14 protein-coding genes are annotated in these 13591 nt (G+C 70.7%); 11 read left to right on the forward strand and 3 right to left on the reverse strand.

Annotation, left to right across the window (positions count from 1 at the left end):
* Positions 1-3 precede the first annotated feature (3 nt).
* On the forward strand, positions 4-1401 hold the full coding sequence (locus ACTMTU_RS15635; protein ID WP_441264081.1) for a dipeptidase: 1398 nt from the start codon (positions 4-6) through the stop codon (positions 1399-1401).
* A 39-nt stretch (positions 1402-1440) separates the two neighbouring features.
* Positions 1441-2391 carry an NAD(+) diphosphatase gene (gene nudC / locus ACTMTU_RS15640; RefSeq protein ID WP_441264082.1) on the forward strand — a complete coding sequence of 317 codons (951 nt, stop codon included), beginning with the start codon at positions 1441-1443 and terminating at the stop codon, positions 2389-2391.
* 193 nt (positions 2392-2584) lie between these two features.
* Here nudC and ACTMTU_RS15645 read toward each other — a convergent pair whose 3' ends face one another.
* A complete protein-coding gene (locus ACTMTU_RS15645; protein WP_005312266.1) occupies positions 2585-2827 on the reverse strand; it encodes a mycoredoxin in 243 nt (80 codons plus the stop codon).
* Positions 2828-2957: 130 nt separating this feature from the next.
* On the opposite strand from ACTMTU_RS15645, the gene ACTMTU_RS15650 reads away from it, so the two are divergent.
* From ACTMTU_RS15650 to ACTMTU_RS15670, 5 genes are all read left to right on the forward strand, one after another.
* Complete coding sequence (locus ACTMTU_RS15650) at positions 2958-5189, forward strand: ATP-dependent DNA helicase UvrD2 (protein WP_441264083.1); 2232 nt, start codon at positions 2958-2960, stop codon at positions 5187-5189.
* A 164-nt stretch (positions 5190-5353) separates the two neighbouring features.
* Positions 5354-5680 carry a hypothetical protein gene (locus tag ACTMTU_RS15655; protein ID WP_364592468.1) on the forward strand — a complete coding sequence of 109 codons (327 nt, stop codon included), beginning with the start codon at positions 5354-5356 and terminating at the stop codon, positions 5678-5680.
* Between the two features lie 170 nt (positions 5681-5850).
* A complete protein-coding gene (locus tag ACTMTU_RS15660) occupies positions 5851-6219 on the forward strand; it encodes a WhiB family transcriptional regulator (protein WP_005312256.1) in 369 nt (122 codons plus the stop codon).
* A complete protein-coding gene (locus tag ACTMTU_RS15665; RefSeq protein WP_441264084.1) occupies positions 6216-6539 on the forward strand; it encodes a hypothetical protein in 324 nt (107 codons plus the stop codon). Before ACTMTU_RS15660 ends, ACTMTU_RS15665 begins: the two co-directional genes overlap by 4 nt.
* Positions 6540-6635: 96 nt before the next feature.
* Entirely contained in the window at positions 6636-6836 is a 201-nt protein-coding gene (locus ACTMTU_RS15670; protein WP_441264085.1) for a hypothetical protein, read from the forward strand.
* Positions 6837-6882: 46 nt separating this feature from the next.
* Here the strand turns inward: ACTMTU_RS15670 and ACTMTU_RS15675 are convergent, their stop codons facing one another.
* A complete protein-coding gene (locus tag ACTMTU_RS15675) occupies positions 6883-8271 on the reverse strand; it encodes an ABC1 kinase family protein (protein WP_441264086.1) in 1389 nt (462 codons plus the stop codon).
* A 45-nt stretch (positions 8272-8316) separates the two neighbouring features.
* Entirely contained in the window at positions 8317-9474 is a 1158-nt protein-coding gene (locus tag ACTMTU_RS15680; RefSeq protein ID WP_441264087.1) for a ThiF family adenylyltransferase, read from the reverse strand.
* 196 nt (positions 9475-9670) lie between these two features.
* Here ACTMTU_RS15680 and ACTMTU_RS15685 point away from each other — a divergent pair, with 196 nt between their 5' ends.
* From ACTMTU_RS15685 to ACTMTU_RS15700, 4 genes are all read left to right on the forward strand, one after another.
* Entirely contained in the window at positions 9671-10294 is a 624-nt protein-coding gene (locus ACTMTU_RS15685) for a SprT-like domain-containing protein (protein WP_441264088.1), read from the forward strand.
* A gap of 106 nt (positions 10295-10400) precedes the next feature.
* Positions 10401-12071, forward strand: coding sequence for a TerD family protein (locus ACTMTU_RS15690; protein ID WP_441264089.1), 1671 nt, complete (start codon positions 10401-10403; stop codon positions 12069-12071).
* Positions 12072-12084: 13 nt separating this feature from the next.
* On the forward strand, positions 12085-12765 hold the full coding sequence (locus ACTMTU_RS15695) for an AIM24 family protein (RefSeq protein ID WP_441264090.1): 681 nt from the start codon (positions 12085-12087) through the stop codon (positions 12763-12765).
* Positions 12766-12784: 19 nt separating this feature from the next.
* Positions 12785-13540: an AIM24 family protein gene (locus ACTMTU_RS15700; protein WP_441264091.1), complete on the forward strand. Its 756-nt coding sequence runs from the start codon at positions 12785-12787 to the stop codon at positions 13538-13540.
* Positions 13541-13591: the final 51 nt, after the last annotated feature.

Genomic DNA, 13591 nt, shown 5'->3' on the forward strand with positions numbered 1-13591 from the left:
AGCATGAGCGAGACCCCGGACAACGCCGTCCGTACGTACATACAGCAGCACCGCGCCGCCTTCCTCGACGACCTCGCCGAGTGGCTGCGCATCCCGTCCGTGTCGGCTCAGCCGGAGCACGACGGGGACGTACGGCGCAGCGCCGAGTGGCTCGCGGGCAAGCTGTCGGAGACCGGCTTCCCGGTCGCCGAGATCTGGCCCACATCCGGTGCCCCGGCGGTCTTCGCCGAGTGGCCGTCCGGCGACCCCGACGCGCCCACCGTGCTGGTCTACGGCCACCACGACGTGCAGCCCGCCGCCCGTGAGGACGGCTGGCACACCGACCCGTTCGAGCCCCTGATCGCCGACGGACGGATGTACGGCCGCGGCGCCGCCGACGACAAGGGGCAGGTGTTCTTCCACACACTCGGCGTGCGCGCCCACCTCGCGGTCACCGGCCGTACCGCCCCCGCCGTCAACCTCAAGCTGCTGATCGAGGGCGAGGAGGAGTCCGGCTCCCCGCACTTCCGCGCACTCGTGGAACAGCAGGCGCACCGCCTCGCCGCCGACGCCGTGATCGTCTCCGACACGGGCATGTGGTCGGAGACCACCCCGACCGTCTGCACCGGCATGCGCGGCCTGGCCGACTGCGAGATCACGCTGTACGGCCCCGACCAGGACATCCACTCCGGCTCGTTCGGCGGCGCCGTCCCCAACCCCGCGACCGTCGCCGCCCGCCTGGTCGCCGCGCTGCACGACGAGAACGAGCAGGTCACGATCCCCGGCTTCTACGAAGGCGTCGCACCGCTCACCGACGAGGAGCGCGAGCTGTTCGCCGAGCTGCCGTTCGACGAGGAGACCTGGCTGCGCACCGCGAAGTCGCACGGGACGCTCGGCGAAGCCGGATACTCCACGCTCGAGCGCGTCTGGGCCCGCCCGACGGCCGAGCTGAACGGCATCGGGGGCGGCTACCAGGGCCCCGGCGGCAAGACGATCGTCCCGTCGTCCGCGCAGCTGAAACTGTCCTTCCGGCTGGTCGCCGGTCAGGAACCCGACAAGATCGAACGCGCCGTCACGGACTGGGTCGACTCCCGGATCCCTGCCGGTATCCGGCACGAGATCGTCTTCGGGGCCGCAACCCGGCCCTGCCTGACGCCGCTCGACCATCCGGCCCTTCGGTCGGTCGTACGAGCCATGGGCCGTGCCTTCGACGGTCACAAGATCCGCTTCACCCGCGAGGGCGGTTCGGGACCGGCGGCCGACCTCCAGGACGTCCTCGCGGCGCCCGTGCTGTTCCTGGGCATCTCCGTACCGTCCGACGGCTGGCACGCACCGAACGAGAAGGTCGAGCTGGAACTGCTCCTCAAGGGAGTGGAGACGACCGCCCATCTGTGGGACGACATGGCCCGCACCCTTCGCTGAACCGATGTCCCGATCCGCCCCGGGGGAGTTGGAAGAACCGTGAGCACCCAGAGCTACGCCGATGCCGCAGGCCGTCCCATCGGTCTCACCGCGCCCAGCGGCATCGACCGCGAGGCGCACAACCGTCTCGACGAGGCATGGCTCGCGGCCGCGTGGAGCCATCCCACGACCCGTGTGTTCGTCGTCTCCGGTGGCCAGGCCCTGATCGACGACACCCCCGACGGCCGCACCGAGCTCGTCATGACCCCGGCCTTCGAGGCCCCGGTCACGGAGACCCACCGCTACTTCCTCGGCACCGACGAGGAAGGGGTGCGCTACTTCGCCCTCCAGAAGGACGCCCTGCCGGGCCGCATGGACCAGTCGGCCAGGCCCGCCGGGCTGCGCGAGGCCGGGCTCCTGCTGTCGCCGCGCGACGCCGGGCTGCTGGTGCACGCGGTCGCCCTGGAGAACTGGCAGCGGCTGCACCGCTTCTGCTCCCGCTGCGGCGAGCGCACCGTCATCGCCGCCGCCGGACACATCCGCCGATGCCAGGCCTGCGGCGCCGAGCACTATCCCCGCACCGACCCTGCCGTGATCATGCTCGTCACCGACGACCAGGACCGCGCGCTCCTCGGCCGCCAGGTGCACTGGCCGGAGGGCCGCTTCTCGACGCTGGCGGGCTTCGTGGAGCCGGGGGAGTCCATCGAGGAGTCGGTGCGCCGCGAGGTCCGTGAAGAGGTGGGCGTCGGTGTGGGCGAGGTGGAGTACGTCGCCAGCCAGCCGTGGCCGTTCCCCTCGAGCCTGATGCTCGGGTTCATGGCCCGCGCCACGACGTCGCGGATCGAGGTCGACGGCGAGGAGATCCACGAGGCGCGTTGGTTCTCACGGGAGGACCTGCGGGCCGCGTTCGAGTCCGGAGAGGTGCTGCCTCCCTACGGGATCTCCATCGCGGCCCGACTGATCGAGCTCTGGTACGGCAAGCCGCTGCCGAAGCCCGGCGACGTGGTCTGAGGCCCTGGACGCGCTTCTGAGGTCCGGACCTGCTCCGAGGTCCGGGACGTGCTCCGGGCCCGCCACGGCCGCGCGGCCGCCGTAGACGCACGAATCCGGCCAGACGCACGAAGGCCCCGGCCGGTCCGGCCGACCGGGCTGTCGCTCGGTCGAACCGGACTGCCGGGGCCGCCGCCCGGTCCAGCCTCGAGGGCTAGACGCCCACCTTCTGCTTGACCTGGGCGAGAGACGGGTTCGTCAGCGTCGAACCGTCGGGGAAGAGCACGGTGGGCACCGTCTGGTTGCCCCCGTTGGCCTTCTCGACGAAGGCCGCCGACTCGGGGTCCTGCTCGATGTTGATCTCGGTGTACGCGATGCCCTCGCGGTCCATCTGGCTCTTCAGCCGACGGCAGTATCCGCACCACGTGGTGCTGTACATCGTCACAGTGCCCTGCATCGTCTCTTGCTCCTAGGTCTCGGGGGCGGGGGGTGTCATCACCTCGGGCTAGAACGTACGTGACGCGGTAACGATTCCCGCGCCCCGTGTGAGGCGGATCCGTGCGGCCGACGGCCAATTCGTACGACTGATGAGGCAGCCCTGTGGACAACCGCCGCATCCGCCCCCGGCGACCTGGCAGCATGGCGGGGTGACAGCAGCAACGCACTCCTCTCTTTTCCCGCAGGTCCCCGAGTCGGCGGACGCCGTGCTCGACGGGCTCGATCCCGAGCAGCGCGAGGTGGCGACCGCCCTGCACGGACCGGTGTGCGTGCTGGCAGGAGCCGGCACGGGCAAGACCCGCGCGATCACCCACCGCATCGCGTACGGGGTGCGGGCGGGCATACTCCAGCCCGCCAGTGTGCTGGCCGTCACGTTCACCAACCGCGCCGCCGGTGAGATGCGCGGACGGCTGCGCCAGCTCGGCGCGGGCGGCGTCCAGGCGCGTACGTTCCACTCCGCCGCCCTCCGCCAGCTGCAGTACTTCTGGCCGAAGGCGGTCGGCGGCGAGATGCCGCGACTGCTCGAGCGCAAGATCCAGCTGGTGGCCGAGGCCGCAGCCCGCTGCCGGATCCGCCTCGACCGCAACGAGCTGCGGGACGTGACGGGAGAGATCGAGTGGGCCAAGGTCACCCAGACCGTGCCCGCCGACTACCCGGCGGCCGTCGCCAAGTCGCTGCGCGACGCGCCCCGTGACCCGGCCGAGATCAGCCAGGTCTACGCCATGTACGAGCAGCTCAAGCGCGACCGCTCGGTGATCGACTTCGAGGATGTGCTGCTGCTCACGGTCGGCATCCTGCAGGACCGGCACGACATCGCCGACCATGTCCGCCGTCAGTACCAGCACTTCGTCGTCGACGAGTACCAGGACGTCAGCCCCCTCCAGCAGCGCCTCCTGGACCTGTGGCTCGGCGACCGGGAAAGCCTGTGCGTCGTCGGTGACGCCAGCCAGACGATCTACTCCTTCACCGGCGCCACCCCCGACCACCTGCTCAACTTCCGCACCCGGCACCCCGGTGCGACGGTGGTCAAGCTGGTCCGCGACTACCGCTCCACCCCCCAGGTCGTCCACCTCGCCAACGGCCTGCTCGGGCAGGCCCGCGGACGGGCCGCCGAGCACCGCCTCGAACTGATCTCCCAGCGCGAGCCGGGCCCCGAGCCCTCGTACGTGGAGTACGCGGACGAGCCCGCGGAGGCGGAGGGCACCGCCCGCCGCATCCGCGAGCTGATCGACGCGGGTGTCCCGGCCGGTGAGATCGCCGTGCTGTACCGGATCAACGCCCAGTCGGAGGTCTACGAGCAGGCTCTGGCCGACGCGGGCGTCCCGTACCAGCTGCGCGGGGCCGAGCGGTTCTTCGAGCGGCAGGAGGTGCGCGAGGCGGGCATCGCCCTGCGCGGCGCGGCCCGCGCCGGCGGCAACGACGCACTGCTCGACGACGTGGAGGACCTGCCCTCGCAGGTGCGGGCCGTGCTGTCCACCAAGGGGTGGACCACGGAGCCGCCCGCCGGATCCGGTGCCGTGCGCGACCGCTGGGAGTCGCTGGCGGCGCTGGTCCGCCTCGCGGAGGACTTCGTGCGGGCCAGGCCGCAGGCCACGCTCGCCGACCTTGTGGCCGAGCTGGACGAGCGGGCGGCCGCCCAGCACGCGCCCACCGTCCAGGGCGTCACACTCGCCTCCCTGCATTCGGCGAAGGGCCTGGAGTGGGACGCCGTCTTCCTGGTCGGGCTCACCGAGGGCATGATGCCGATCACCTACGCCAAGACGGACGAGCAGGTGGAGGAGGAGCGCCGGCTCCTCTACGTGGGCGTGACCCGTGCACGGCTGCACCTGTCCCTGTCGTGGGCCCTGTCCCGTGCGCCGGGCGGCCGTGCCTCCCGGCGTCCGACCCGCTTCCTGAACGGCATCCGCCCGGGCTCCGCCGCGGCCGGGCCGCGAACCGCCGGCGGCGCGGGCGGCGTCGAGCGGGGCGGCGGACGCCGCAAGCGGCGCGGCCCGGTGCTGTGCCGGGTCTGCGGCAAGACCCTGACCGACGCGGGCGAGATGAAGCTGATGCGCTGCGAGGACTGCCCCTCGGACATGGACGAGGCGCTGTACGAGCGGCTGCGTGAGTGGCGCTCGGTGCAGGCCAAGGACCTGGGCCAGCCCGCGTACTGCGTCTTCACGGACAAGACGCTGATGGCGATCGCGGAGGCCGTGCCGGGCGACGAGGCGGAGTTGGCCGGGATCTCCGGTGTCGGCGGCCGCAAGCTCGATCGGTTCGGGGCCGATGTCCTGGCCATCTGCGCAGGTGAGGAGCCGGGCGAGGCCGACGAGGAGGACTGATACAAACTCGTCGAAAAAATGGTTTGCGCGCGCCCGGCCAAGACCCATAGGTTCTTAACCACGAAGAACAGCGGCTTCTCTGAAGCCCTGTCTTCGTGCTGTACTTATCCGAATAGCGTGACCGGCCTGTCCGGTCCTCGAGACGCCGAGAGGAGGCGATTCCAGTGATCAGCATCAAGACCAGCTTCATCAGCACCGCCAAAATGACCGATCGCTCGGTCGTCTCCGCCTGCTCGCTCGGCTTCTCCTCCGCGTTCCTCGGCACCGGTATGTCCGGCATCTCCGCCGTGCTTCCCGTGTCCGGTCTGGGCGGCCTGCCCGTCCTGGAGCGCAATGAGCGACCGACCAAGGCACTGGAAGCAGGAGTAGCAGCGGCAGAGGCTCAGGCCTATGCCTTTGCGGCGGCCAGTGCCGAGACCGAGCAGAAGACGACGCAGCACCACACGAAGTGGGCCTTCCGCGGGCTCGAACCCTGGAGTGATCCAGCCTGATACGGCATCAGGCCGGCGCCTTCAGGGCCGCGGAACCCCACCCGGGATCCGCGGCCCTTCTGTTTTCCCCAACGGGAGAACAGTGCGAAGGGGCCTCGGGACCAGAAGCACCCGGTACCAACTGCCACCCGGCCGACCGGCCGGAACGACCAGACGAGGAATCACACACCGTGCAACTCGAAGCGCACGCCCCGTCCGTACCGCCTTCCGAGACCACCTCCCCGCCCGTCCGTACCGAGGACTCCACCTTGACTCCCCTCACCGCGCTCACCGCGCTCGACGACGCCATCGAGAACCTGGGCGTGCCCGTCCCGTGCCGTTCCTACGACCCGGAGGTCTTCTTCGCCGAGTCGCCGGCCGACGTCGAGTACGCCAAGTCCCTCTGCCGCACCTGCCCGCTGATGGAGGCCTGCCTCGCGGGCGCCAAGGAGCGGCGTGAGCCGTGGGGCGTCTGGGGCGGAGAGCTCTTCGTCCAGGGTGTCGTCGTTGCCCGCAAGCGGCCGCGTGGTCGCCCGCGCAAGAACCCGGTTGCGGCATGAACGCCATCGGAACCATCGATCGACCCGTCACGCACGACCCCCAGAAGCAGGCCCCTATGACCTCTTCCACGAGCGAGCCCCAGGGCTCCGCCACCCGAGCTGTCACCACCATCGGCGCGAACGCCTCGCGTCAGAACAGGACCCGCGAAATGCAACTCATCCCAGAAGCCCTGGCTCGTGCGCATATGCACGAGCGCCTGCGTGAAGTCGACGCGGAACGCCAGGCCGTGCGCCTGGTCGCCGCCCGACGCATGCAGCGCCGCGCCGAGCGCGTGTCGATGCGCGCGCGCCGCGCACTGGCCATGGCCGTCATGCACTGACGGCGAAGCCGTCCACGCGGGGGCCGGTCCTCACGGACCGGCCCCCGCGGTGCGTGGTGACGCGCACTCGCCGCCGGACGGCGATATCGTCGCGAGGTGGACCAGGACAGGACTCCCCACCCCGAGCAGCCGGGGGACGAGGGCATCGTGTGCGCCGGCTGCGGCAAGGTCGCCGAGGGGCCGCCCGTGACCTGGACCTGCTCCGTGGAGGACGGCGTCCGCCATTACCTCTGCGAGGACTGCGCCCGTGACAACATCCGGGCGATCGAGAGCCGGCTCGACCCGCAGTGGTGGTGACCGCCGCCCGCATGCTCTCCGCCCACCGGAGCCGCTCCGGGTGCCGTCAGGCTCCTGCCTCCAGTACGGCGGTGCCGTCCGCGCTTTCCTCCTCCGCCTCTGCGGCGTCCTCCACAACGAAGCCGGGCAGCCACTCCTCCAGCTCGCCCCGGAGCCGCACCGTCGCGTTCAGCTGGCACAGCACGCCGATCGTGCTCAATGTCACACGGTGTATTAGCAGATATGCGGGCGGCAGGTTGAGCTGCTTGCCGAGCTGGTGCGCGGGAGAGCGGACATCGGCGATCCGAGCGGCCTGGGTGCGCATCCAGCCGCGCGTGAAGGTGAATTGCTCCACCTCCGCCGGCTCGATGATCGGCAGCAGGTAGTCGAGCACCGCTTCGGGGTCGAGGTCGATCGACTCCTTGACGAAGCCCTCTTCGCACAGGAGTCCGTAGACGGCCTCCGCCTCGCCTTCGAGGGTCATACGCAGACAGGCGCCGATGGTTTCCGGTAGCCCGTCCGGCAGCCGGTCCACCGTGCCGAAGTCGAGGACACCCAGACGCCAGCCCTTGCCGTCGTCGTCGGGAAGCAGGCGGAAGTTCCCGGGATGCGGGTCGGCGTGGAGAAGTCCCGTGCGTGCCGGGCCGGAGAAGAGGAACCGCGCCAGCAACTGGCCCGCCCGGTCCCGTTCCTCGGGGGTGCCGCCGGAGATCACCTCGGCCAGCGGTATGCCGTCGATCCACTCGGTCACCAGGACCTGGTCGCTCTGGTGCACCACGTCCGGCACCAGCACGCCGGGATCGTCCGCGAACTCGGCGGCGTGCTCCCGCTGGGCCTGGGCCTCCAGCGCGTAGTCGAGCTCCTCCGAGACGCGGTCACGCAGTTCGGAGATGAGGGGCTTGATGTCCATGCCCGGAATCAGCGGCCCCAACAGCTTGGCGAAACGGCTCAGTTGCGCCAGGTCGGACAGCAGCGCGTCTCCCGCCCCCGGGTACTGCACCTTCACGGCGACCTCGCGCCCGTCGTGCCACACCGCACGGTGCACCTGCCCGATGGACGCGGCGGCGGACGGCTTGTCCTCGAAGCTCAGGAACAGCTCACGCCAGTCCTCCCCGAGACGCTCTTCGAGCACCGAGTGGACGGTCCGCGTCGGCATCGGAGGCGCGGCCTCCTGAAGCTTGGTCAGAGCGGCTCGGTAAGGACCGGCGATCTCCTCCGGCAGGGCCGATTCGAAGACGGACAACGCCTGCCCGAACTTCATCGCACCGCCCTTGAGTTCCCCCAGCACCTTGAACAGCTGCTCGGCCGTGCGCTGTTGCAGCTCCCGGGCCACGATCTCGGCGGACTTGCCGCCGATCCGCTTTCCCAGCCCCCATGTGGCGCGGCCGGCGAATCCCAGTGGCAGCGCTGCCAGCTTGGCGGTCCGGGTGACCGCCTTCCGGGGAAGATCAGACATGCGCCCCTCCAAATCCCAGACAGCGTGCCGCGTTTGCCGACGGCATCATTCCGCCGACCGCGTGTACCCGTTCATTGTGTCGTGTGCCGGAGCTGTTCCTGAGGTGTGCCTCCTCTCAGTTTTCCCCGCCGCACTGCAGGCACAGTCGAGGTTGGGTGCGATCCGTTCCGACCGCCAGGACAGCTGTGGCAGCGAAATCTCCCATCGGGCCCCGGTGCTCACGGGTGCCCCGCCGTCGAGGAAGGACAGCGCGTGACACGCGGCCGTCCCCGCCACGGCCGTGGCCAGCGCGACATCGCAGGCGGGCACGGTCCGGCGCCGCCCCGAGCGCCACTGTGCCAGCAGCCGGCCCCTTCCCGGATCGAGCTCGGCCTGCCCCCGCTCCATGCAGCCCGCGCACGCCGTACATCCCGGCAGCACGAGCGGACCGACGACGCCGGTTGCCTCCACAACGCCCGTATAAAGATGGGGTGTGCCGGTCGCGATCCACCCCTCGGCGTCGCTCGCGGCAGGGGCGTAGGCCGCCAGCCCGTCGCGCGGCGCCACGACGACCAGGCTGAGGCCGGGCCCGCCGTCCGGGTCCTGGGTCTCCGCGGCACGCGGAGGCCGGTCGGGGGCCGCCCGCCGGACGAGCCGCCGGGCCGCGGTGTCCCTGCGCTCGCCGACCGCCTCCGCGGGCAGGCCGCCCGGAGCCACATCACCCGGCTCCGTGACTCCGCCGTCCAGTACCTCGACCCGCCCCACGCCCGCGGCCGACAGCGTGGCGGCGATCGACGCACCGACCCTTCCGGCTCCGCGGACCTGGACCCGTATGGCCCGCCTGGCCGCCACGAGACCCGCCGCGCCGCCCGGTTCGGGATGGATCACGGACAAAGCGGCGATGTCCGGCCGCAGCCGGGCATGGGCCGCCGCCCGCTTGCGCAGCGCGGCGGCCGCTGGACCTCCGGCCGTCGGGTCGTCGAGCAGGCCCGCGGCGGTCAGCCGGTGCACCAGGGCCTCCGCCCGGCCGTCCGGCAGGCCCATCGCCCGCGCCTCCTCGCGCAGCAGAGGCAGGCCCCGGGTCCCGTCCAGCAGTTCCATCAGAGCGCCGGTCGCGGTGTCGACCGGCCCGAGGGTCACCGCATGCGCGGGCGTCACCCCGAACTGCACGGACTGGCGGTCCCGCCATGCCCGCCGCAAGGCAGGCTTCATCATCGGATGCATTCCGCTTCCCCCGTCGGTCTTTGTGCTCGGACTGGCTCCGAGCCGTTGTCAGAATGCGGGGCCGCGGCGAGGCGTGTGAAAAGTTGTCCACAGGTCCGGGGTATTAGTCGTTCAAATGGTGCAGCCATCGGGCGGATCAAGAGTGCGGCGTCCGGGGACACGACTTCTCCCAGGGACAGCGGGTAACGTCGGGGCCGTGCCCGTCGACCCACCCGCTCGCCTCGCTGGGGAGACCTCACCGCACAGCGCGGGAGGTCAGCAGCGCAGCGCGCAGTGTCCCGCGCCCCGCGGAACGGGGACGAGCGCGGTCGAGGTCCGCCGCAGCGCCCGGCGCAGCAGAACGGTCTCCGCCTACCGCGAGGGGGACCGCACCATCGTCCTGATCCCCGCGAGGATGTCGGAGGCGGAGGAGCGGCGCTGGGTGGGCGTGATGCTCGACAAGCTCGCGGCGCAGGAGAGCAAGCGGGTACTCGGTGACGCCGAACTGACGGAGCGTGCGGAACGGTTGTCCGCCCAATATTTCGACGGGCGCGCCAGGCCCGCGTCCGTGCGCTGGGTGACGAACCAGAACACCCGCTGGGGCTCCTGCACTCCGGCCGAGGGCAGCATCCGGCTCTCCCACCGCCTGCAGGGCATGCCGGAGTACGTGGTGGACTACGTGCTCCTCCACGAGCTGGCCCACCTGCTCGTTCCCGGTCACGGACCCCGGTTCTGGCGGCTGCTGGAGGCCTATCCCCGCACCGAGCGGGCCCGTGGCTACCTGGAGGGCGTCGTCGCCGCCGGGCGGTTGCCGCACCTGCCCGCGGGTCGCGGAGAGTGACCGTCGACGGTCCTGTACCGAATGTGTACCGGCTTGGCTCAATCTCACGCCCAGCGGTTAGCCTGACGCGACGCATTCAATTCGGGATGGGGGACGGTCGTAACGCATGGCCAGGGAATTCCAACGCGGCCACAAGGCCAAGATCAGTGATCTCACTCCGGGAACGGATCTGTACGTAGGCGTGCAGATCGCGGCTCCTGGTCTGACCTTCGACATCAGCTGCTTCGGACTTGATGCCAACGAGCAGCTCTCCGACGACCGGTACTTCATCTTCTTCAATCAGCCGAAGTCGCCCGAGGAGTCCATTCAGCTGCTCGGCGCGCAGTCCGGCGACACCGAGTCGTTCCGCGTCACGCTCGACCGCATCCCGGCGAACATCCACAGGCTGTCCTTCACCGCCACGATCGACGGTGCCGGTCAGATGTCGCAGATCGGCCCCGGGTACATCCGCATCGTCGCAGGCGGCGAAGAGGTCGTCCGGTACGCCTTCACCGGCTCCGAGTTCACCACCGAGCGCGCTGTGATGCTGGGTGACTTCTACCTCAAGGACGTGTGGCGTTTCGCCGCCGTCGGCCAGGGGTTCGACGGCGGTCTCGAGGCTCTGCTGAAGAACTTCGGCGGCGAGGTCGCGGAGGAGGAGCCCCCCGCGGCTCAGCAACCGCAGGGCGCCGCACCGTCGTTCGCGCCGCCCCCGCAGGCGGCGGCCCCGGCTCCGGCCTTCGGCGCGCCCGCACCTCAGGCGCCGCAGGCTCCGCAGACGCCGCAGCCCGCGCCGGCCTTCGGCGCACCGGCGGGTCAGGCCCCCGCGGCCCCGCAGCCCCAGATGCACAGCGCCCCGACCATGGCGGCGCCGATGACGCCGCCGGCCGGGACCGTCCCCCCGCCCGCTCCGTCCCCGTACGGGCAACCGCCGCAGCAGCCGCAGCAGCCTCAGTACGGGCAGGTTCCCGGGCAGATGCCGGGTCAGATGCCCGGCCAGGTCCCCGGACAGATGCCGCAGCCCGGCATGCCGTCGCCGTACGGCCAGCAGGCTCCCGCCCCGTACGGTCAGCAGCCCCCCGGCATGCCGCAGGGCGGGATGCCGCAAGGCGTTCCGCAGGGTGTGCCCCAGGCCGGCGCCGGCCTGCAGGCGGCCCTTCAGCCGTACCGTGAGACGGCCACCGGCCAGCGGTGGACCCCGCAGAACCAGCAGCTCATGCGGGTCGACCTGACCATGGGCGGCATGCCCGTCCTGGCACGCCAGGGCAGCATGGTGATGTACCAGGGCAAGGTCGACTTCAGCTACAAGGGCGCGGGCTTCGCAGGCCGGGTCGTGGGGAACGCCACCGGCCAGGAGATGCAGTTGATGCGCTGCACCGGACGCGGCCAGGTGTTCCTCGCCGAGGACGGCTCGCACCTGCACCCCATCGAGCTCCAGGGCGACGGGATCTGCGTCTCCGCAGAGAACGTCCTCGCCTTCGACGAGTCCCTTCAGCACGAGGTCCGCCGCATCGAGGGCCACGGCATTCCCGGCGGCGCGCTGTTCACGATGATGTTCCAGGGCACGGGCACCGTCGTCGTCAAGACGCACGGCATCCCCGTGGTCCTGCCGGTCACGCCGACCACGTTCGCCGACTGCAACGCGGTCGTCGCCTGGTCGGCCGCCTCGCAGGTGATCCTCTCCAGCCAGGTCCGGCTGCGCCGCAACGCGTACCCGGGACACAGCGGAGAGACCGTGAACCTCCAGTTCCGGGGCGCCCCCGGCAACTTCATCGTCGTCCAGCCGTACGAGGTCTGAGGGAGCCCTGTCAATGAACCAGCAACTCGCGGGCTTCGCCCCGACCCCCGTGGTGGCCCGGATGGAGAACCACGGCCGCACCATGCTCAAGGTCGCCATGGCCACCGGCCAGGACCTGTACGCGCGCACCGGCTCGATGGTCGCCTACGAGGGCTTCGTCCAGTACGAGCCCAACCCGCCCGCCGTCCGCCAGGTCGCGGCGCAGTGGGTCACCGGCGAGGGCGCGCCCATCATGAAGTGCTCCGGTGACGGCCTGCTCTACCTCGCCGACTACGGCGCCGACGTGGTCGTCATCAACCTCAACAACGACTCCCTGTCGGTCAACGGCACGAACGTCCTCGCCTTCGACGCGCACCTCCAGTGGGGCGTCGAGAAGGTCAAGGGCCTGGCCAAGTTCGCCGGCCAGGGCCTGTGGAACGTGGAGATCGCGGGCACCGGATGGGTGGCCCTGACCTCACGCGGCACACCGATCGTCGTCGACTGCGGCCGCGGCGAGGACGAGACGTACGTCGACCCCGACGCTCTCGTCGCCTGGTCCCCGAACCTGAAGGTGAAGGGCAAGCGCAGTTTCAAGGCGTCCTCGCTGATCGGGCGGGGCAGCGGAGAGGCCTACCAGATGGCCTTCTCCGGCCAGGGCATCGTCGTCGTACAGCCGAGCGAGGACAGCACCGACCGCCTGCGGATCCGGGGCTGAGGGGGAGCGGGAACACATCATGCAGAGTCCTCTTTTCAGCAACACAGAACAGCAGAGCCAGGACCGGTACGTCGTCCAGAACCCGCAGCTCCTGCGGGTCTCGCTGACCGGCCACGACGACATCCTGGCCCGCAAGGGCGCCATGGTTGCCTACCAGGGGCTCGTCGACTTCGACGGCGAATACCAGACGAGCAGCCAGCGCAGGGCCCGCGCCAACACCGGTGAGGGTCTCGACCTGATGCGCTGCTCCGGGCAGGGCACGATCTACTTCGCCAACCTCGCGCAGTACGTCCACGTGGTGGATGTCGACCAGGAGGGCATGACGGTCGACAGCTCCTACGTCCTGGCGCTCGACTCCACGCTGCACACCGAGGTGATCGCGGTGGACAGCCAGTACGGCATCTCCGGGTCGGGCAAGTACCAGCTCAACATCTCGGGCCGGGGCAAGGTCGCGCTGATGACCTCCGGCCAGCCGCTGATGATGCAGGTCACCCCGGACAAGTACGTCAACGTCGACGCGGACGCCATCGTCGCCTGGTCCTCGGCGCTGCGGGTGCAGATGCAGGCGCAGACGCACTCCTCCGGTGTCCGCCGGCGCCGCGGCAACACCGGAGAGGGCTGGGAGCTCAGCTTCCTCGGCCAGGGCTTCGCCCTGGTCCAGCCCAGCGAGGTCATGCCGCCGCAGAACGCCGATCTCGGGCAGGGCGTGCGCGCCCAGTTCGGAGTCGGCCAGCACGGTTCCCACGCCCAGAACCAGAACAACGCCTGGAACTAGCGCGGAAACACAGCACGGGTAAGGGGCGGTCGCCGTGGCGACCGCCCCTTA

This window comes from Streptomyces sp. OZ13 (assembly GCF_052068155.1).
Taxonomy (GTDB): Bacteria; Actinomycetota; Actinomycetes; order Streptomycetales; family Streptomycetaceae; genus Streptomyces.

Coding starts and splice junctions, on each gene's coding strand:
- ACTMTU_RS15675 (WP_441264086.1), bottom strand. CDS start 8,271: ATGTCTGATCTTCCCCGGAAGGCGGTCACCCGGACCGCCAAGCTGGCA.
- ACTMTU_RS15650 (WP_441264083.1), top strand. CDS start 2,958: ATGAGGCAGCCCTGTGGACAACCGCCGCATCCGCCCCCGGCGACCTGG.
- ACTMTU_RS15635 (WP_441264081.1), top strand. CDS start 4: ATGAGCGAGACCCCGGACAACGCCGTCCGTACGTACATACAGCAGCAC.
- ACTMTU_RS15645 (WP_005312266.1), bottom strand. CDS start 2,827: ATGCAGGGCACTGTGACGATGTACAGCACCACGTGGTGCGGATACTGC.
- ACTMTU_RS15680 (WP_441264087.1), bottom strand. CDS start 9,474: ATGCATCCGATGATGAAGCCTGCCTTGCGGCGGGCATGGCGGGACCGC.
- ACTMTU_RS15665 (WP_441264084.1), top strand. CDS start 6,216: ATGAACGCCATCGGAACCATCGATCGACCCGTCACGCACGACCCCCAG.
- ACTMTU_RS15700 (WP_441264091.1), top strand. CDS start 12,785: ATGCAGAGTCCTCTTTTCAGCAACACAGAACAGCAGAGCCAGGACCGG.
- ACTMTU_RS15690 (WP_441264089.1), top strand. CDS start 10,401: ATGGCCAGGGAATTCCAACGCGGCCACAAGGCCAAGATCAGTGATCTC.
- ACTMTU_RS15695 (WP_441264090.1), top strand. CDS start 12,085: ATGAACCAGCAACTCGCGGGCTTCGCCCCGACCCCCGTGGTGGCCCGG.